The sequence below is a fragment of the Actinomadura macrotermitis genome (assembly GCF_009604375.1).
Classification (GTDB): domain Bacteria; phylum Actinomycetota; class Actinomycetes; order Streptosporangiales; family Streptosporangiaceae; genus Spirillospora; species Spirillospora macrotermitis.
The window spans coordinates 187,522-204,578 of sequence record NZ_WEGH01000005.1 but is presented as its reverse complement, the minus strand read 5'-3'; the positions used below and the strand labels follow the sequence as shown (position 1 = coordinate 204,578).

Sequence of the window (17,057 nt, the reverse complement as noted above, 5' to 3'; positions counted from 1 at the left end):
ATCGGCCGCGGGCGGACGCCGGGCCCGGACGCGGACGGGTGCGGCGCTCCGCCGGGGCGATAAATTGGCCGACCATGGAAGAGCGTCACGTCGGGCGGAGCGGCCTGCTGGTGTCCCGGCTCGGCCTCGGCACCATGACCTGGGGCGAGGACACCGGCCCCGGCGAGGCGGCCGCCCAGCTCCGCGCGTTCGCCGACGCGGGCGGCACCCTGGTGGACACCGCCGACGTCTACTGCGACGGCGACAGCGAGCGGATCCTCGGCCATCTGCTGCGCGAGCTGGTGGACCGCGACGGGCTGGTGGTGGCGACCAAGGCCGCGATCCGCCCGAACGGCCGCTACGACGCGTCGCGCCGGCACCTGATCGGGGCGCTGGACGCCTCGCTGGACCGGCTCGGTCTGGAGCACGTGGACCTGTGGCAGGTGCACGTCTACGACCCGGCGACGCCGCTGGAGGAGACGCTGTCGGCGCTGGACGAGGCCGTCGCCTCGGGCCGCACCCGCTACGTCGGGGTGTCCAACTACGCCGGCTGGCAGGTCGCCAAGGCCGCCGCCTGGCAGCGCGCCTGGCCGGGCCGCGCCCCGATCGTGTCGGTGCAGGTGGAGTACTCGCTGCTCAGCCGGGACGTGGAGCGCGAGGTGGTGCCGGCCGCGCTGGACGCGGGCGCCGGGCTGCTGCCGTGGTCGCCGCTCGGGCGCGGGGTGCTGACCGGCAAGTACCGCACCGGCATCCCGGCCGGGTCGCGCGCCGCCAACGACCACTTCGCCGAGTTCGTCCAGCCCTACCTGGACGAGGAGTGCGGGCGGATCGTGGAGTCGGTGGTGACCGCCGCCGAGGGGCTCGGGGTGTCGCCGCTCGCCGTGGCGCTGGCCTGGGTGCGCGACCGGCCCGGCGTGGCCGCGCCGGTCGTCGGCGCGCGCACCGCCGCGCAGCTCGCGCAGGCCCTCGGCAGCGAGGACCTGACGCTGCCGCGGGAGATCCGCCGCGCGCTCGACGACGTGTCCGACATGGCGCCGCCGCACCCGTGACCCGCCTCTTCCGCCAGACCTGCAAGCGACCAGCCGTGACGGGGAGCCCGTGACCGATTCGCCAGCCAGCACCGACCCGACCAGCGGCGAGGACCTCGCCGGGTTGTTCGCCGCGACCGGCGTGCCCGCCTCGTTCACCGCGCGCGCCGCCGCGCGGCTCGGCCCGGACGCCGCCGCGCGGCTGCGCGCCGACCCGTGGCGGCTGCTGCGCGTCCCCGGCGTCACGCCCGCGCAGGCCGACCACTTCGCCCGGGGCCACCTGGGCGAGGAGGCGCGGCCCGATGATCCGCGCCGGGGCCGCGCGCTGGTGGAGCACCTGATGGCCGAGGCCGCCCGGCAGGGCCACACCGTCACGCCGGTCGCGGACGTGCTCGCCGCGCTGGAGCGGATGAAGGTGGCCGATCCGCGCCGGGCCGTCGAGGACGCCCTGGACGAGGCCGAGGTGCTCGCGCTCACCGAGGAGCCGGAGTTCGACGAGGCGGCGTTCGACGAGGACGCCGAGCTCCCCGAGCCCGAGGAGACCCTCGGGCTCGCGCGCTGGGCGATGGCCGAGGAGACCGCCGCCGAGGGCTTCCAGCGGCTGACCGCGACCGGCGCCCCGCTGCTGGACGACGACACGATCCGGGCGCTGCGCGCGGGCCTGCCCGAGGACCGCTCGCTCGCGCTCACCGCGACGCTGCGCACCGGCGTGACCATGCTGCGCGGCGCCCCGGCCGACGTGACCGCGACCGCGCTCGCCATCGCCGGCGCGGCCGCCGGGCAGGAACTGCGGGTCGCGGTGGCCGCGCCCACCGCGCGGGCCGCCGCCGCCCTGGCGCCGGCGGCGGACGCCGGGTTCGCCGCCGCCGGGCTGCACGACCTGCTGGAACCGCTGCCCGAGGCGGCCCCGGCGGGCGGCGTGGCGTTCGCGCGCGGCGAGCAGCGGCCGCTGGAGCTGGACCTGCTGATCCTGCCGGACGCCGCCGGGCTCGACGTCGAGCTGGCCGCCGTCCTGGTGGAGGCGTGCGCGGACGGGACGCACCTGGTGCTCGGGGCCGCGCCGGGCGCGCTGCCGCCGGCCGGGCCGGGCGCGGTCCTGCACGACCTGGAGGCCTCCGAGACCGTCCCGGTCGTGGAGCTGGACCCGGCCGGGCCGGGCGGGCCGCTCGCCGGCCTCGCCGCGGCCGTGCGCGGCGGCGAGCTGATCGCGGTGGACGCCCCGGACCGCGAGGTCGTCATCGTCCCGGCCGCCTCCCCCGCCGAGACCGTGCACCGCGCGGTGCAGCTGGTCGCCGACTCCATCCCGCGCGCCCTCGGCATCGCGGTGGAGGACGTGCAGGTGATCGCGCTGGCGGCGGGCGGCGAGGCGGGCGCCGGGGCGCTGAACGCCGCGCTGAAGGAGCGGCTGAACCCCGGCTCCGGCGCGTTCGGCGGGTTCGACGCGGGCGACCGGGTCGTGGTCGCCGCCCCGCTCCCCCAGGCCGCGGTCGGCGAGACCGGCACGGTCGCCGGCGCCGGGCCGGAGGGGCTGCGGGTGACGTTCGCGGGCGGCGCCGCCACCGTGCCGCCCGCCGCGGTGCCCCGGCTGCGGCACGGCTGGGCGCTGCCGGTCTCCCTCGGCCGGGGGACACCGCGCCCGGCGGTGGTCGCGGTCGTCGCGGGCGACGCGGCGCTGTCGCGGCCGCTCGTGGCCGCCGCGTTCGGCCTCGCCCGGCGGCACCTGTCGGTGGTGCAGGCGGCGGGCCCGGCGCTGGCGCGGGCGGTGCGCGAGACGGAGGCGCCGGCGCGGCGGACCCGGCTGGCGCGGCTCGTCGTGCAGTGACCCGGGCGGCGGCGCGGACGGGGACCACGCGCGCCGATTGCCAAACAAAACGGGTGGGTTGGGAGAAATCACCGTGTCGGCGTTTACCGAAGTGCGCAATTGCGGCACGATCGAGCGGTGTGCGGGGATGTGCGGGTGACCCCGATCACGTATGATCTCGTTGGACTGATCGTCAACAACTGCATCCCGCGGCAGCGAAGGAGTGAGATGCCCCAGCAGCGACGCTTCAGGCGGCTCGGTTCGACGGCGACGGCGGTGTCGGCGGGCACCCTGGCGCTGGTGTTCCTCGGCGCCCCCGCGGCCTACGCCCAGAGCGCGGCCGCACCGAAGACCTGCGCGAAGGGCACCGACCCCGCGACCACGATCGACAACTGGAAGTGCCAGCTCGACAACCTGCGCGACCGCATGCAGCCCAAGCCGACGCCGAAGCCCACGCCGAAGCCGACGCCGAAACCCACCCCCGAGGCCGGCAAGGGCACTCCGCACAAGGGTGAGAAGAGCAAGGGCGGCAACGGCGGGAACAGGTCCGGCAACAACGGCGGTGGCAACAACGGCGGCGGCGGGACGGTGCCCATCGGCAACGGCGCCACCACGCTCACGCGCCCGGGCGGCCTGCAGCCCTACACGCCGGCGCCGCGCACCGCGCCGGCGCTGCCGGGCGTCCTGCCGACCCCGCAGGTCGCCGCCGACCCCAACGGTTACCTGCAGCAGCCGGGCGCCCCGCAGCCGCAGACCCGGCTCATGGCCCCGATGGCCGCCTCCGACCAGCAGCCCTCCCAGACGCTGTGGGTCGCCGTCGCGGCCGGCGCCGCGGGCGCGGCGGGCGCGCTGCACATCAGCTACCTCGGGCGGCGGCTGCGCCGCGCGCGCCGCTGACACGACGGCGCACCGGAACGACGGCGGCCCCGCTCCCCCCTTTCCGGGGAGCGGGGCCGCCGTCGTCGCTACGCCTGGCCGACGTCCTCGGAGGGGCCGCCGACGGCGTGCATGCCGCCGTCCACGTGCACGATCTCGCCGGTCGTCGCCGGGAACCAGTCCGACAGCAGCGCGGCGACGGCCCGCGCGGTCGGCTCGGTGTCCTTGACGTCCCAGCCGAGCGGCGCCACCTGCGGCCACAGCTCGGTCATCCCCTCGAAGCCGGGGATGCTCTTGGCGGCCATCGTGGCCAGCGGCCCGGCGGCGACCAGGTTCACCCGGATGTTCTTGGGGCCGAGGTACTTGGCCAGGTAGCGGGCGCACGACTCCAGGCCGGCCTTGGCCACGCCCATCCAGTCGTAGACCGGCCAGGCCTTGGTCGCGTCGAAGTCCAGCCCGACGACCGAGCCGCCCTCGCCCAGCAGCGGCAGGCACGCCATCGTGAGCGACTTCAGCGAGTACGCCGAGGCGTGCATCGCGATCGCCACGTCCTCCCACGGCGTGTTCAGGAAGTTGCCGCCGAGCGCGGTCTGCGGCGCGAAGCCGATCGCGTGCACGACGCCGTCCAGCCGGTCCCAGCCGTGCTCGGCGAGGTTGCCGGCGAGCGCGTCCAGGTGCCCGGTGTTCATCACGTCGAGCTCGATCACCGGCGGCGGGTTGTCCCGGCCGGTCGGCAGCCGCTTGGCGGTGCGCGCGGTCAGCGTCGGGCGCGGGTAGGCGGTGAGGACGACCTCGCCGCCCTGCTCCTGGATCACCCGCGCGACGTGGAAGCCGATCGAGGCGTCGGTGAGGACGCCGGTGACCAGGATGCGCTTGCCTTCGAGGATTCCCATGGTGGTGCTCAGTGCCCCATTCCCAGGCCGCCGTCCACCGGGATCACGGCCCCGGTGATGTAGGCGGCGTCGTCGCTCGCCAGGAACCGCACGGTCTTGGCGATCTCCTCGGGCTGCGCCACCCGGCCGAGCGGGATCACGCCCTTGATCGCCTTGTGCTGGTCCTCGCTGAGCACGGCGGTCATGTCGGTCTCGACGAAGCCCGGCGAGACGACGTTGACGGTGATGTTGCGCGAGCCGAGCTCGCGGGCCAGCGACCGGGCGAAGCCGACCATGCCGGCCTTGGAGGCGGCGTAGTTGGCCTGGCCGGCCGAGCCGAGCAGGCCGACGACCGAGGAGACCAGGATGATGCGGCCCTTGCGCGCGCGCATCATGCCCTTCACCGACCGCTTGGCGACCCGGAACGCGCCGGTCAGGTTGGTGTCCAGGACCGAGGTGAACGACTCCTCGCTCATGATCGCCAGCAGGGTGTCCTTGGTGATCCCGGCGTTGGCGACCACCACCTGCACCGGGCCCTGCTCCGCCTCGACCTTGGCGAACGCCGCGTCGACGTCCTCGCTGCTGGTCACGTCGCACCGCACCCCGAACAGGCCCTCGGGTGGCTCGCCGGAGCGGTAGGTGACCGCGACCGCGTCGCCGGCGGCCGCCAGCTCGCGCGCGATGGCCAGCCCGATGCCCCGGTTTCCACCGGTCACGAGGACGGAGCGACTCATGGGTACCTCTCGATTCAGCTTGTCCGGAGCGCCCGGCGCCGCGGCGCCGCACTGCAACAGCGTCCGAGCGTATCGGCCCCGGGGCCGGGCGAGGATGTGCCCTTCCCACAAGATCTAAGCGCCTGTGTTTGTTCGCGTCGGGCGGATGCCGGGCGGGTAGGTTGCGGAAGGTGCATGACATCGATCCCGACTTCACCGCGCTGCCGTTGCGGGCGCTGGCCGACGCGGCGCTCGGCCGGGCGCGCGAGCTCGGCGCCGAGCACGCCGACTTCCGCCTGGAACGCATCCGCAGCCAGACCCTCCGCCTGCAGGACGGCACCCTGGAGACCAACCTGGACGCGAACGACCTCGGACTGTCGGTCCGCGTCGTCGTCAAGGGCACCTGGGGCTTCGCCGCCGGCATCGACCTGACCGCCGACGGCGCCGCGGGCGTCGCCGAGCAGGCGGTGCGGGTCGCCGCCGTCGCCGCGGCGGTCAACCGCGAGCCCATCGAGCTGGCGCCCGAACCGGTGCACGGCGAGCGCACCTGGGTGTCGGCCTACGAGACCGACCCGTTCGCCGTGCCGACCGCCGAGAAGATCGCGCTGCTGGCCGGGTGGAGCCGCGGCCTGCTCGCCGACCCGCGCGTCCAGCACGTGGACGCCACCCTGCTGCAGGTCAAGGAGAACAAGTTCTTCGCCGACCTGGCCGGCAACGCCATCACCCAGCAGCGGGTCCGGGTGCACCCGGTCGTCAACGCCGTCGGCATCGCCGAGGGCGCCTTCGACACCATGCGCACGCTCGCGCCGCCCGCCGGGCGCGGCTGGGAGTGGCTGACCGGCGACCACTGGGACTGGGCCGGCGAGCTGGAGCGCATCCCCGGCCTGCTCGCCGAGAAGCTGGCCGCGCCGTCGGTGGAGGCCGGCGTCTACGACGTGGTCGTCGACCCCTCCAACCTGTGGCTGACCATCCACGAGTCGATCGGGCACGCCACCGAGCTGGACCGCGCGCTCGGCTACGAGGCCGCCTACGCCGGCACCTCGTTCGCCACCCCCGACAAGCTCGGGACGCTGCAGTACGGGTCGCCGGTCATGAACGTGACCGGCGACCGCACCGCCGAGCACGGCCTGGCCACCGTCGGATACGACGACGAGGGCGTGCAGGCGCAGGCGTTCGACATCGTCACCGGGGGCCGCTTCACCGGCTACCAGACCGACCGGCGCATCGCCCGGCTCACCGGCGCCGGGCGCTCCAACGGCTGCGCGTTCGCCGACGCCGCCTCCAGCATGCCGCTGCAGCGCATGGCCAACGTGTCGCTGAAGCCGGCGCCGGACGGGCCCTCCACCGAGGAGCTGATCTCGGGGGTGGACCGCGGCGTCTACATCGTCGGCGACAAGAGCTGGTCGATCGACATGCAGCGCTACAACTTCCAGTTCACCGGCCAGCGCTTCTACCGGATCGAGAACGGCCGGCTGGCCGGGCAGCTGCGCGACGTGGCCTACCAGGCCACCACCACCGACTTCTGGAACTCCATGGAGGCCGTCGGCGGCCCGCAGACCTACGTGCTCGGCGGCGCGTTCAACTGCGGCAAGGGCCAGCCCGGCCAGGTCGCCCCGGTCAGCCACGGCTGCCCGTCGGCGCTGTTTCGCGGAGTGAAGATCCTCAACGCCATCAAGGAGGGCGGCCAGTGACCGGCATCGCGCCACAGGAGGCCGTCGAGCGGGCGCTCGCGCTGTCGCGCGCCGACGACTGCATCGTCATCGCCGAGGCGTCGGGCACCGCCAACCTGCGCTGGGCGGGCAACACCCTCACCACCAACGGCGTCACCCGCGCGTCCCGGCTGACGGTGATCGCCCTGCGCAAGGTCCCCGGCGGCGTCGCCACCGGCGTGGTGTCGCGCTCGGCCGTCACCGCCGACGGCATCGAGGACCTGGTGCGCGCCGCCGAGGCCGTCGCCGCGGACGGCGAGGCCGCCGACGACGCGGCCCCGCTCGTCACCGGCGCGGCCTCCCCCGGCTGGGACGAGCCGCCCGCCGAGACCGGCATCGGCGTCTACGAGGGCTTCGCGCCCGCGCTCGGCGAGGCGTTCGCGCAGGCCGAGTCGGCGGGCCGGCTGCTGTACGGGTTCGCCAACCACACGGTGACCTCCTCCTTCCTCGGCACCTCCGCCGGGCTGCGGCTGCGCCACGACCAGCCGACCGGGCTGCTGGAGCTGAACGCCAAGGGCGCCGGCGGCTCGGCCTGGGCCGGCGTCGGCACCCGCGACTTCACCGACGTGGACGTCGCCGACCTCACCGCCGGCCTGGCCCGGCGGCTGCAGTGGGGCGAGCGGCGGGTGGAGCTGCCCGCCGGGCGCTACGAGACGATCCTGCCGCCGAGCGCCGTCGCCGACCTGATGATCTACCTGTACTGGTCGGCGGGCGCCCAGGACGCCCAGGACGGCCGCACCGTGTTCAGCGCGCCGGGCGGCACCCGCGTCGGCGAGCGGCTGGCCGAGGTGCCGGTCACGCTGTCCAGCGACCCGGCCGCGGCGGGCCTGCAGTGCGCGCCGTTCGTGCTCGCGCACGCCTCCAGCCGCGAGTCCTCGGTGTTCGACAACGGCCTGCCGCTCGGCGCCACCGACTGGATCAAGGACGGCGCGCTCGCCGCGCTCACCCAGACCCGGCAGTCGGCCGGGCGCACCCGGCTGCCGCTCACCCCGGCGATCGACAACCTGGTCATGACGGGGCCGGGCGGCGGCGCGTCGCTGGAGGAGATGGTCGCCGGCACCGAGCGCGGGCTGCTGCTCACCTGCCTGTGGTACATCCGCGAGGTGGACCCGCAGCGGCTGCTGCTGACCGGCCTTACCCGCGACGGCGTCTACCTGGTCGAGCACGGCGAGGTCGTCGGCGCGGTGAACAACTTCCGGTTCAACGAGAGCCCGGTGGACCTGCTCGGCCGGCTCGGCGAGGTCGGCGCGACGGCGCCGACGCTGCCGCGCGAGTGGTCGGACTACTTCACCCGGGCCGCGATGCCGCCGATCCGGGTGCCCGACTTCCACATGTCGACGGTCTCCCAGGCGTCCTGACGCGGCGAAGGGGCGCTCCCCGCCCTCGGGTGGCGGGGAGCGCCCCTTCGCGTGCCTGTGCGTGCCTGTGGGTCCCTGCGGCCCCCTCAGGAGTCCTCAAGGCGGAACCCGACCCGCATGCCGACCTGGAAGTGCGCCACCTCTCCGTCCTCGATCTGCCCGCGCACCTCGGTCACCTCGAACCAGTCCAGATGCCGCAGCGTCTGCGAGGCGCGCCGGACGCCGTTGCGGATCGCGGTCTCCACGGACTCGGGCGAGGTGCCGACGATCTCGGTCACCCGGTACGTGCGGTCGCTCATGTGCCCTCCTGGTGTCGCCACTTGTCACCTAGGGGATTACCGTGGAGATGTGAAGGTCAATCCCCGCCGGCAGACCGAGATCTACACGGTCACCAATGCGCCGAAGCCCCTGTCGGAGGACATCGGCCACCGGCAGCGCCGCTACCTGGTCTCGATGGGCATCCGCACGGGCTGCTTCGTCGCCGCCGTGCTGGCGGGCGTCGCGGGGGCCCCGCTGTGGGTGCTCGGGCTGCTGGTCGCCGGGGCCCTGTTCCTGCCCTACATCAGCGTGGTGATCGCCAACGGCGGGCGGGAGCCGACCGCCCAGGCGCGATTCTCCGAGCCGCAAAGCCCGCACCACAAGGGGATTTCCGGACAGCACCGGGAAATCGGGTCGTGACTTTCTCTTGACTAGTACGGGGGGGTTTCGGTGTACGATTTGTTCCGGCGCTCTGGTCCCCCGTCGGAGCGCCGGTGCCGGTGTTCCGGGCCCCCGTCGGAACACCGATGTGCGGCGCCGGGTGGATTGCCCCCGTATCCACCCGGCGCCGCTTTTTCATGTCTGAATCCCCGCACCCATAGCCGATTCGTGTTTGCCTGGCAAGGGTTCGCCGTGGCCTGATCGGGCCACGGACCGAAACCCCGCCGGCCCGAACTTTTCAGGGGCTGACGGCCAGGAACAGGAACGCGGCGAAGACCATCAGGTGGACCACCGCGTGCAGCAGCGTGGCGCGGCCCGGCACGACGGTGAGGATCAGCACCGCGACGGTGAGGGCGAGCAGGACCATGTGGGTCGCGCCGAGGCCGAGGACCAGCGCCCCCGGCAGCCAGATCGAGGCGACGGCGATCGTGGGGATGGTCAGCCCGATGCTGGCCATGGCCGAGCCGAGGGCCAGGTTCAGGCTGGTCTGCACGCGGTCGCGGCGGGCGGCGCGCAGCGCGGCGAGGGTCTCGGGCAGCAGCACCAGCAGCGCGATGACGACGCCGACGACGGCGTGCGGCAGCCCGGCCGCCTCCACCCCGTCCTCGATCACCGGGGACTCCACCTTGGCGAGGCCGACCACGCCGACCAGCGCGGCGAACAGCAGCCCGAGGGAGACCAGGGCGTGGCGGGCGGCGGGCCGGTCGTGCTCCTCGTCGTCCACGACCTCGCCGGCGGCGGTGACCGGCAGGAAGTACTCGCGGTGCCGGACGGTCTGGGTGAGCACGAACGCGCCGTAGAGCACCAGGGAGGCGACGGCGGCGAAGGCCAGCTGGGCGGGGGCGAACTCGGGGCCCGCGCGGCCGGTGGTGAAGGTCGGCAGCACCAGGCACAGGGTGGCGAGCGTGGCGACGGTGCCGAGGGCGGCGCCGCTGCCCTCGGCGTTGAAGACCGCGACGCGGCGGCGCAGCGCGCCGGTCAGCAGGCTGAACCCGACGATGCCGTTGCAGGTGATCATGAGGGCGGCGAAGACGGTGTCGCGGGCCAGCGTCTCGCCGCCCTTGGCGCCCGAGGCGCTCAGGCTGACGATCAGCGCCACCTCGATCACGGTCACCGCCACCGCGAGCACCAGGGAGCCGAAGGGCTCGCCCACCCGGGCGGCGACGACCTCGGCGTGGTGCACGGCGGCCAGCACGGCGGTGGCCAGCAGCGCCGCGACGAGCACCACGACGGCGACCGGCAGGGCACGGCCCCAGGTGAGGACGAGCGCGACGAGGGCCAGCACCGGCGCGACGGCCGTCCAGTGGTCGTTCGCGTACCGAGTGAAGCGGCTCATGTACGCACAGTGCCCGGTGGCGGCACTTCCGCAACCTTTACCTCCGGTTCGTCCCGAATGAATTAGAATCAGGTTCGAAGCGATTTAGCGGAACGCTAGATTCATGATCGAGAGGGGCGGAACGTGCGCCGCACCGTGTTCAACGAGGACCATGAGGCCTTCCGGTCCACCATCCGGGACTTCATCAACGCCGAGGTGGCCCCGGTGTACGAGGAGTGGGAGAACGCCGGCCACCCGCCGCGCGACTTCTACAACAAGCTCGGCGAGCTCGGCGTCTTCGGCATCACCGTGCCCGAGGAGTACGGCGGCGCCGGCGAGACCAGCTTCAAGTACCAGCTGGTCATCTCCGAGGAGTGCGCCCGCGCCGGCGTGAGCTTCGGCGGCTACGGCGTGCACGTCAACCTCGTCCAGCCCTACCTGCTGAAGTTCGGCTCCGAGGAGCAGAAGAAGCGCTGGATGCCCGGCTTCGTGTCCGGCGACATGATGACCGCGATCGCGATGACCGAGCCCGGCACCGGCTCCGACCTGGCCGGCATGCAGACCACGGCCAAGCGCGACGGCGACCACTACGTCCTGAACGGCGCCAAGACCTTCATCACCGGCGGCGTGCTCGCCGACCGGATGCTGGTCGTCGCGCGCACCTCCCCGCCCTCGCCGGAGAACCGCCGCACCGGCCTGTCGATCCTGGTGGTCGACACCAAGAGCGAGGGCTACTCGGTCGGCCGCAAGCTGGAGAAGATCGGCCTGCGCAGCTCCGACACCGCCGAGCTGTCGTTCACCGACGTGCGCGTCCCGGTCGAGGACCTGCTCGGCGAGGAGGGCCGCGGCTTCGAGTACCTCACCCACAACCTGGCCGAGGAGCGGCTCGGCATCGCGACCACCTCCTACGCCTCGGCGCAGGCGGCGATCGACTTCGCCAAGGCCTACGTCCGCGACCGCAAGGTGTTCGGCAAGCCCGTCGCCTCGTTCCAGAACACCAAGTTCGTGCTGGCCGAGTGCGCCACCGAGGTCGAGGCCGCCCAGTCGCTCATCGACCGCGCCGTGGAGGCCCTGGACGCCGGCGAGCTCACCCCCGCCGACGCCGCCAAGGCCAAGCTGTTCTGCACCGAGGTGCAGGCCCGCGTCGTCGACAAGTGCCTGCAGCTGCACGGCGGCTACGGCTACATCCTGGAGTACCCGATCGCGCGGCTGTACACCGACGCGCGCGTCAGCCGCATCTACGGCGGCACCAGCGAGGTGCTGAAGACCATCATCGCCAAGGACCTCGGCGTCTGACCCGCGGAAGGGGACCGGCATGACCGTGGACGACATCACGCCCGAGAGCAGGACCGCGATCGTCACTGGGGCGGCGCGCGGCATCGGCGCGGCCACCGCGCTGCGCCTCGCGCTGGACGGCTTCGCGGTCGCGGTGTGCGACCTGGACGAGGCCGCCTGCGCGGCGGCCGTCGCCGAGATCGAGCGGGCGGGCGGCCGCGCGCTCGCCGTCGGCGTGGACGTCGCCGACGGGGCGGCGGTCGACGCGGCGGTGGAGCGGGTCGCCGCCGAACTCGGCCCGCCGCTGGTGCTGGTGAACAACGCCGGCATCCTGCGCGACAACCTGCTGTTCAAGATGTCGGAGGACGACTGGGACGCGGTCATGTCGGTCCATCTGCGCGGCTCGTTCCTGATGAGCCGCGCGGTGCAGGCCCACATGACGGCCGCCGGGTGGGGGCGGATCGTGAACATGTCCTCCACCTCGGCGCTCGGCAACCGCGGCCAGGCCAACTACGCGGCGGCCAAGGCCGGGCTGCAGGGCTTCACCAAGACCCTGGCGATCGAGCTCGGCCGGTTCGGGATCACGGTGAACGCGATCGCGCCCGGGTTCATCGTCACCGACATGACGGCGGCGACGGCCGAGCGCGTCGGCGTGGACTTCGCCACGTTCCAGGCCGAGGCGGCCAAGCAGATCCCGGTGCGCCGGGTGGGGCGGCCCGCCGACATCGCCGGCACCGTGGCGTTCCTGGTGAGCGAGGACGCCTCGTTCGTGTCCGGGCAGGTCATCTACGTGGCGGGCGGTCCGAAGGCGTGACCGGCGGGACGCGCGGGCGCGAGGCCACCGAGGAGTCGCTGCGGGCGGCGGCCGGCCGGCTGCTGGCCGAGGGCGGCGTCCTGGCGGGCCTGAACCTGCGCGAGGTCGCCGACGCGGCCGGCGTGAACCGGGGGCTGGTCTACCAGTACTTCGGTTCGCGCCGGGCGCTGCTGCGGTCGGCGCTGCTGCACCGGTCCCGGGTGAACGCCGCCGACGCCGCGTCGGGCGCGGGGCTGCCGCTGCGCGAGCGCCTCGCCCGGCTGCTGTGGTCCAACGTGCGCCGGCCCGAGGCGATCCGGCTGACGACGCTGCTGGTCCTGGACGGCGACGAGCGGGTGCAGGTGCTGCCGAACCGCGGCCGGGGCCGCGAGGCGCTCGCGCGCGACGCCGAGCGCGGCGACCTGGCGGGCGACGACGTGGACGCGGTGCACGCTGTGCTCGCCTCCGCCGTCTACGGCTACACGCTGCTGCGCGAGAACCTGGCGCGCGAGCTCGGCGTGCCGCTGGAGGAGCTGGACGAGCGGGTCGCGCGCGGCCTCGGCGACCTGTTCGCAGCCAAGCCCTAGCGCGCCGCGGCGAGCCGTTCGGCGAGGACGCGCGGCGCGTCCACCAGCGACGGCCCGTACCAGGTGAGGTACCGGCCGCTGACCAGTGCCGCCGGCAGGCCGGGGAACGCCTCGGGGCCGTCCTCGGCGGTGAACCGGTAGGGCTCGTCGGGCAGTACCACCAGGTCGGCGCCGGCCGCGTTCAGCTCCCCGATCGGGATCTTGGGGTAGCGCTCGGGATGGCCGGCGTAGACGTTGCGGACGCCGAGGCGGGCCAGGACGTCGCCGGTGAAGGTGGCGCGGCCGGCGACCATCCAGGGCCGCCGCCAGATCGGCACGATCGCGGTGCGCGGCGGGCCGGGCTCCAGGTCCGCCCAGACGCGGGCGGCCTCGTCCAGCCAGCCGGGCACGGCCAGCCCGCAGCCCTCGGTGAGCAGCCGCCGCAGTGAGGCGAGCGCCTCGTCGACGGTGCGGATCCCGGTCATCCAGACCGGGACGCCGGCCGCGCGCAGCGCCTCGACGTCGGAGGCGCGGTTCTCCTCGGTGTTGCCGACGACCAGGTCGGGCGCGAGCCCGATGATCCGCGCGACGTCGGGGTTCTTGGTGCCGCCCACCCGCGGCACGTCCAGCCCCTCGGGGTGGGTGCACCAGTCGGTCGCGCCCGCCAGCAGGCCGGGCGCGGTGACCGCGATCGTCTCGGTCAGGGACGGCACGAGCGACACGACCCGGCGCACCCGGCCCGGCAGCGGGACGGGCGCGCCCGTGTCGTCGAACACCGTGTCGTCGAGCGGGACGGTCACACGTTCCGCCGGTACTGGCCGCCGACCTCGAAGAACGCGTCGGTGATCTGCTGGAGGCTGCACACCCGGGCGGCGTCCATCAGCACCGCGAACACGTTCTCGCCGCCGCGGGCGGCCTCCTTCAGCGCCTCCAGCGCCGCCTCCGCCTCGCCGCGGTGCTCGGCCTGGAACGCCCGCACCCGCTCCAGCTGGGACTTCTTCTCCTGCTCGGTGGCGCGGGCGAGCTCCAGCGCGCGGCCGGCCTCCTCGCCGCCGCCGGGGCCGCGGAAGGTGTTGACGCCGATGATCGGCAGCGTGCCGTCGTGCTTGCGCTGCTCGTACAGCATCGACTCGTCCTGGATGCGGCCGCGCTGGTAGCCGGTCTCCATCGCGCCGAGCACCCCGCCGCGCTCGCTGATCCGGTCGAACTCGGCCAGCACCGCCTCCTCGACCAGGTCGGTGAGGTGATCGATGACGAACGAGCCCTGCAGCGGGTTCTCGTTCATCGCCAGGCCCCACTCGCGGTTGATGATGAGCTGGATGGCCAGGGCGCGGCGCACCGACTCGGCGGTCGGGGTGGTGACGGCCTCGTCGTAGGCGTTGGTGTGCAGGCTGTTGCAGTTGTCGTAGATGGCGATCAGCGCCTGCAGCGTGGTGCGGATGTCGTTGAAGTCCATCTCCTGGGCGTGCAGCGAGCGGCCCGAGGTCTGCACGTGGTACTTCAGCTTCTGGCTGCGCTCGCCGGCGCCGTAGCGCTCGCGCATCGCGATCGCCCAGATGCGGCGGGCGACGCGGCCGAGGACGCTGTACTCGGGGTCCATGCCGTTGGAGAAGAAGAACGACAGGTTCGGCGCGAAGTCGTCGATGTCCATGCCGCGCGCCAGGTAGGACTCCACGTAGGTGAAGCCGTTGGCGAGGGTGAAGGCGAGCTGGCTGATGGGGTTCGCGCCGGCCTCGGCGATGTGGTAGCCGGAGATCGACACCGAGTAGAAGTTGCGGACCTTGTTGGCGATGAACCACTCCTGGATGTCGCCCATCATCCGCAGCGAGAACTCGGTGGAGAAGATGCAGGTGTTCTGGCCCTGGTCCTCCTTCAGGATGTCGGCCTGGACGGTGCCGCGCACCGTCGCCAGCACCCGCGCCCGGATCTCGGCGGTCTCGTCCTGCGACGGCTCGCGCCCGTGCTCGGCGCGGAAGGCGTCCAGGCCCTGGTCGACGGCGGTGTTGAGGAAGAACGCCAGGATCGCCGGCGCCGGACCGTTGATCGTCATCGATACCGAGGTGGTGGGCGAGGCGAGGTCGAAGCCGTCGTAGAGGGCCTTCATGTCCGCCAGCGTCGCCACCGACACCCCGGAGGTGCCGACCTTGCCGTACACGTCGGGGCTCTCGCCCGGGTCGCGGCCGTAGAGGGTGACCGAGTCGAACGCGGTGGACAGCCGGGTCGCGGGCTGGCCCTCCGACAGCAGCTTGAAGCGGCGGTTGGTGCGGAACGGGTCGCCCTCCCCCGCGAACATGCGGGCCGGGTCCTCGTTGTCGCGCTTGAACGGGAACACCCCGGCGGTGAAGGGGAACCGGCCCGGCAGGTTCTCCGCGCGCAGGAAGCGCAGCAGCTCGCCGTGGTCGGTGTAGCGCGGCAGCGCGACGCGCGGGATCCGGTTGCCCGACAGCGACTCGCGGGTGAGGGCGGTGCGCAGCTCCTTGTCTCGGACGCGCACGACCTGCTCGTCGCCGGAGTAGGCCTCCACGACGGCGGGCCACCGCTCGACCAGCTCGGTGCTGGCGGGGTCGACGTCGCGGCGGGCCCGCTCCAGCAGCCCCTCCACCTCGGCGGGCTCGGCCAGCTCGTCGCGGACCTCGGCCAGGCGCTGCACCCGGCGCACGGCCGCGACCTGCCGCTCGGTCTCGGCATGGTAGCCGCGCACGGTCTCGGCGATGTCGGACAGGTAGCGGACGCGCGCGGGCGGGATGATCTGCGCGGCCCCGGTGGAGATCCTGGTCTCCACGGCCGGCAGGACGCCCGGCTCGATGCCGAGCTCGCGCGCCAGGTGCTGGTAGAGCGCGGTGACGCCGTCGTCGTTGAAGGTCGCGGCGCTGGTGCCGAAGACCGGCATGTCCTCGGGGCGGGCGCCGAACGCCTCGCGGTTGCGCACCAGCTGGCGCGACACGTCGCGCAGCGCGTCGGCGGCGCCGCGCCGCTCGAACTTGTTGATGGCGACGGCGTCGGCGAAGTCGAGCATGTCGATCTTCTCCAGCTGGGACGCGGCGCCGAACTCGGGCGTCATCACGTACAGCGCCCGGTCCACCAGCGGCGCGACGGCCGCGTCGCCCTGGCCGATGCCGGGGGTCTCCAGGATCACCAGGTCGAACCCGGCGGCCTTGCAGGCGCCGATCACGTCCTCGACGTGGTCGGGCAGCTCGCGGGCGCCGCGGGTGGCCAGGGAGCGGAAGAAGACGCGCTCGCCGTCCAGGGAGTTCATCCGGATGCGGTCGCCGAGCAGCGCGCCGCCGCCGCGCCGCCGGGTCGGGTCGACCGCGATGACCGCGACGCGCATCTTGTCCTGCTGGTCGGCGCGCAGCTGGCGGACCAGCTCGTCGGTGAGGGAGGACTTGCCCGAGCCGCCGGTGCCGGTGATGCCGAGGACCGGGACGCGGCGCCCGGCGGCGGCCTCGCGCAGCGCGCGCAGCTCCTCCGCGGGCAGCCGGCCCTCCTGCAGGCAGGTGATGGCGCGGGCGAGGGCATGGCGCTCCCCCGCGAGGACGGCGGCCGCGCGCGGCGGCTCGGCGGCCAGGTCCACGTCGCAGTCGCGGACCAGCTCGTTGATCATGCCGGGCAGGCCGAGGCGCTGGCCGTCCTCGGGCGAGAAGATCCGCACCCCGGCGGCGCGCAGCCGGGCGATCTCGTCGGCGACGATGACGCCACCGCCCCCGCCGAACACCTTCACGTGCCCGGCGCCCGCCTCCTTCAGCGCGCGCGCCAGGTACTCGAAGTACTCCACGTGGCCGCCCTGGTAGGAGCTGATCGCCACGCCCTGGGCGTCCTCCTCCAGCACCGCGTCCACGACCTCGCGGACCGACCGGTCGTGGCCGAGGTGCACCACCTCGGCGCCCTGGGACTGCAGGATGCGCCGCATGATGTTGATCGCGGCGTCGTGCCCGTCGAACAGCGCGGCGGCCGTCACGAACCGCACCGGGTGGACCGGGGTGTGCAGCGTTCCCGCCGTGCTTCCTGCCGAGCCGGTCACCGCGACCTCCGTACCTACTCTTGGACATCCAATATTTGGAAGTTAAAGTAGT

Annotated in this window: 15 protein-coding genes; 9 read left to right on the top strand and 6 right to left on the bottom strand. The window is 73.8% G+C overall.

The genetic code is table 11. The features are described from left to right. Nucleotides 1–74 precede the first annotated feature (74 nt). The 3 genes from ACRB68_RS33635 (at nt 75) to ACRB68_RS33625 (ending at nt 3,705) form a co-directional block, all read left to right on the top strand. Nucleotides 75–1,028: an aldo/keto reductase gene (locus ACRB68_RS33635; protein WP_153539805.1), complete on the top strand. Its 954-nt coding sequence runs from the start codon at nt 75–77 to the stop codon at nt 1,026–1,028. Nucleotides 1,029–1,077: 49 nt separating this feature from the next. Further along, complete coding sequence (locus ACRB68_RS33630; protein WP_328595113.1) at nt 1,078–2,829, top strand: helix-hairpin-helix domain-containing protein; 1,752 nt, start codon at nt 1,078–1,080, stop codon at nt 2,827–2,829. Nucleotides 2,830–3,036: 207 nt separating this feature from the next. Then, the gene (locus tag ACRB68_RS33625; protein ID WP_153539803.1) at nt 3,037–3,705 is read left to right on the top strand and encodes a hypothetical protein; all 669 of its coding nucleotides are present in this window, start codon (nt 3,037–3,039) and stop codon (nt 3,703–3,705) included. Nucleotides 3,706–3,773: 68 nt separating this feature from the next. On the opposite strand, the gene fabI is transcribed toward ACRB68_RS33625, so the two are convergent. Together fabI and fabG (ACRB68_RS33615) are read right to left on the bottom strand one after the other, a co-directional pair. Further along, nucleotides 3,774–4,577 carry an enoyl-ACP reductase FabI gene (gene fabI, locus ACRB68_RS33620; protein WP_153539801.1) on the bottom strand — a complete coding sequence of 268 codons (804 nt, stop codon included), beginning with the start codon at nt 4,575–4,577 and terminating at the stop codon, nt 3,774–3,776. A gap of 8 nt (nt 4,578–4,585) precedes the next feature. Further along, entirely contained in the window at nt 4,586–5,290 is a 705-nt protein-coding gene (gene fabG / locus ACRB68_RS33615; protein WP_153539799.1) for a 3-oxoacyl-[acyl-carrier-protein] reductase, read from the bottom strand. Nucleotides 5,291–5,460: 170 nt separating this feature from the next. Between fabG (ACRB68_RS33615) and ACRB68_RS33610 the strand changes: the two genes are divergently transcribed. Further along, nucleotides 5,461–6,960 carry a TldD/PmbA family protein gene (locus tag ACRB68_RS33610; RefSeq protein WP_328595112.1) on the top strand — a complete coding sequence of 500 codons (1,500 nt, stop codon included), beginning with the start codon at nt 5,461–5,463 and terminating at the stop codon, nt 6,958–6,960. Then, a complete protein-coding gene (locus ACRB68_RS33605) occupies nt 6,957–8,336 on the top strand; it encodes a metallopeptidase TldD-related protein (RefSeq protein WP_328595111.1) in 1,380 nt (459 codons plus the stop codon). Before ACRB68_RS33610 ends, ACRB68_RS33605 begins: the two co-directional genes overlap by 4 nt. Before the next feature lie 86 nt (nt 8,337–8,422). On the opposite strand, the gene ACRB68_RS33600 is transcribed toward ACRB68_RS33605, so the two are convergent. Continuing rightward, nucleotides 8,423–8,635, bottom strand: coding sequence for a dodecin (locus tag ACRB68_RS33600; RefSeq protein WP_153539795.1), 213 nt, complete (start codon nt 8,633–8,635; stop codon nt 8,423–8,425). A gap of 49 nt (nt 8,636–8,684) precedes the next feature. Between ACRB68_RS33600 and ACRB68_RS33595 the strand changes: the two genes are divergently transcribed. Further along, nucleotides 8,685–9,014: a DUF3099 domain-containing protein gene (locus ACRB68_RS33595; RefSeq protein WP_328595110.1), complete on the top strand. Its 330-nt coding sequence runs from the start codon at nt 8,685–8,687 to the stop codon at nt 9,012–9,014. Nucleotides 9,015–9,273: 259 nt separating this feature from the next. Here the strand turns inward: ACRB68_RS33595 and ACRB68_RS33590 are convergent, their stop codons facing one another. Further along, complete coding sequence (locus ACRB68_RS33590) at nt 9,274–10,371, bottom strand: calcium:proton antiporter (RefSeq protein ID WP_153539793.1); 1,098 nt, start codon at nt 10,369–10,371, stop codon at nt 9,274–9,276. A 123-nt stretch (nt 10,372–10,494) separates the two neighbouring features. On the opposite strand from ACRB68_RS33590, the gene ACRB68_RS33585 reads away from it, so the two are divergent. From ACRB68_RS33585 to ACRB68_RS40670, 3 genes are read left to right on the top strand one after another with little or no spacing between them, the layout of a single operon-like run. Continuing rightward, the gene (locus tag ACRB68_RS33585; protein WP_328595109.1) at nt 10,495–11,646 is read left to right on the top strand and encodes an acyl-CoA dehydrogenase family protein; all 1,152 of its coding nucleotides are present in this window, start codon (nt 10,495–10,497) and stop codon (nt 11,644–11,646) included. A 19-nt stretch (nt 11,647–11,665) separates the two neighbouring features. Beyond that, nucleotides 11,666–12,439, top strand: a complete 774-nt coding sequence (gene fabG, locus ACRB68_RS33580) for a 3-oxoacyl-ACP reductase FabG (RefSeq protein WP_153539791.1) — start codon at nt 11,666–11,668, stop codon at nt 12,437–12,439. Continuing rightward, complete coding sequence (locus ACRB68_RS40670) at nt 12,436–13,005, top strand: TetR/AcrR family transcriptional regulator (protein WP_207709920.1); 570 nt, start codon at nt 12,436–12,438, stop codon at nt 13,003–13,005. Before fabG (ACRB68_RS33580) ends, ACRB68_RS40670 begins: the two co-directional genes overlap by 4 nt. Here ACRB68_RS40670 and ACRB68_RS33570 read toward each other — a convergent pair. Both ACRB68_RS33570 and icmF read right to left on the bottom strand, forming a co-directional pair. After that, a complete protein-coding gene (locus ACRB68_RS33570) occupies nt 13,002–13,784 on the bottom strand; it encodes a helical backbone metal receptor (protein ID WP_407924325.1) in 783 nt (260 codons plus the stop codon). The two genes, ACRB68_RS40670 and ACRB68_RS33570, sit on opposite strands and share 4 nt — an antisense overlap. Continuing rightward, nucleotides 13,781–17,005, bottom strand: a complete 3,225-nt coding sequence (gene icmF / locus ACRB68_RS33565; protein ID WP_328595108.1) for a fused isobutyryl-CoA mutase/GTPase IcmF — start codon at nt 17,003–17,005, stop codon at nt 13,781–13,783. The genes ACRB68_RS33570 and icmF overlap by 4 nt, the downstream gene beginning before the upstream one ends. Between the last annotated feature and the right edge of the window lie 52 nt (nt 17,006–17,057).

Excerpts from the sequence above, each read along its gene's own strand:
- ACRB68_RS33635 (WP_153539805.1), top strand. The coding sequence starts at position 75 with ATGGAAGAGCGTCACGTCGGGCGGAGCGGCCTGCTGGTGTCCCGGCTC.
- ACRB68_RS33625 (WP_153539803.1), top strand. The coding sequence starts at position 3,037 with ATGCCCCAGCAGCGACGCTTCAGGCGGCTCGGTTCGACGGCGACGGCG.
- fabI (WP_153539801.1), bottom strand. The coding sequence starts at position 4,577 with ATGGGAATCCTCGAAGGCAAGCGCATCCTGGTCACCGGCGTCCTCACC.
- fabG (WP_153539799.1), bottom strand. The coding sequence starts at position 5,290 with ATGAGTCGCTCCGTCCTCGTGACCGGTGGAAACCGGGGCATCGGGCTG.
- ACRB68_RS33600 (WP_153539795.1), bottom strand. The coding sequence starts at position 8,635 with ATGAGCGACCGCACGTACCGGGTGACCGAGATCGTCGGCACCTCGCCC.
- ACRB68_RS33590 (WP_153539793.1), bottom strand. The coding sequence starts at position 10,371 with ATGAGCCGCTTCACTCGGTACGCGAACGACCACTGGACGGCCGTCGCG.
- fabG (WP_153539791.1), top strand. The coding sequence starts at position 11,666 with ATGACCGTGGACGACATCACGCCCGAGAGCAGGACCGCGATCGTCACT.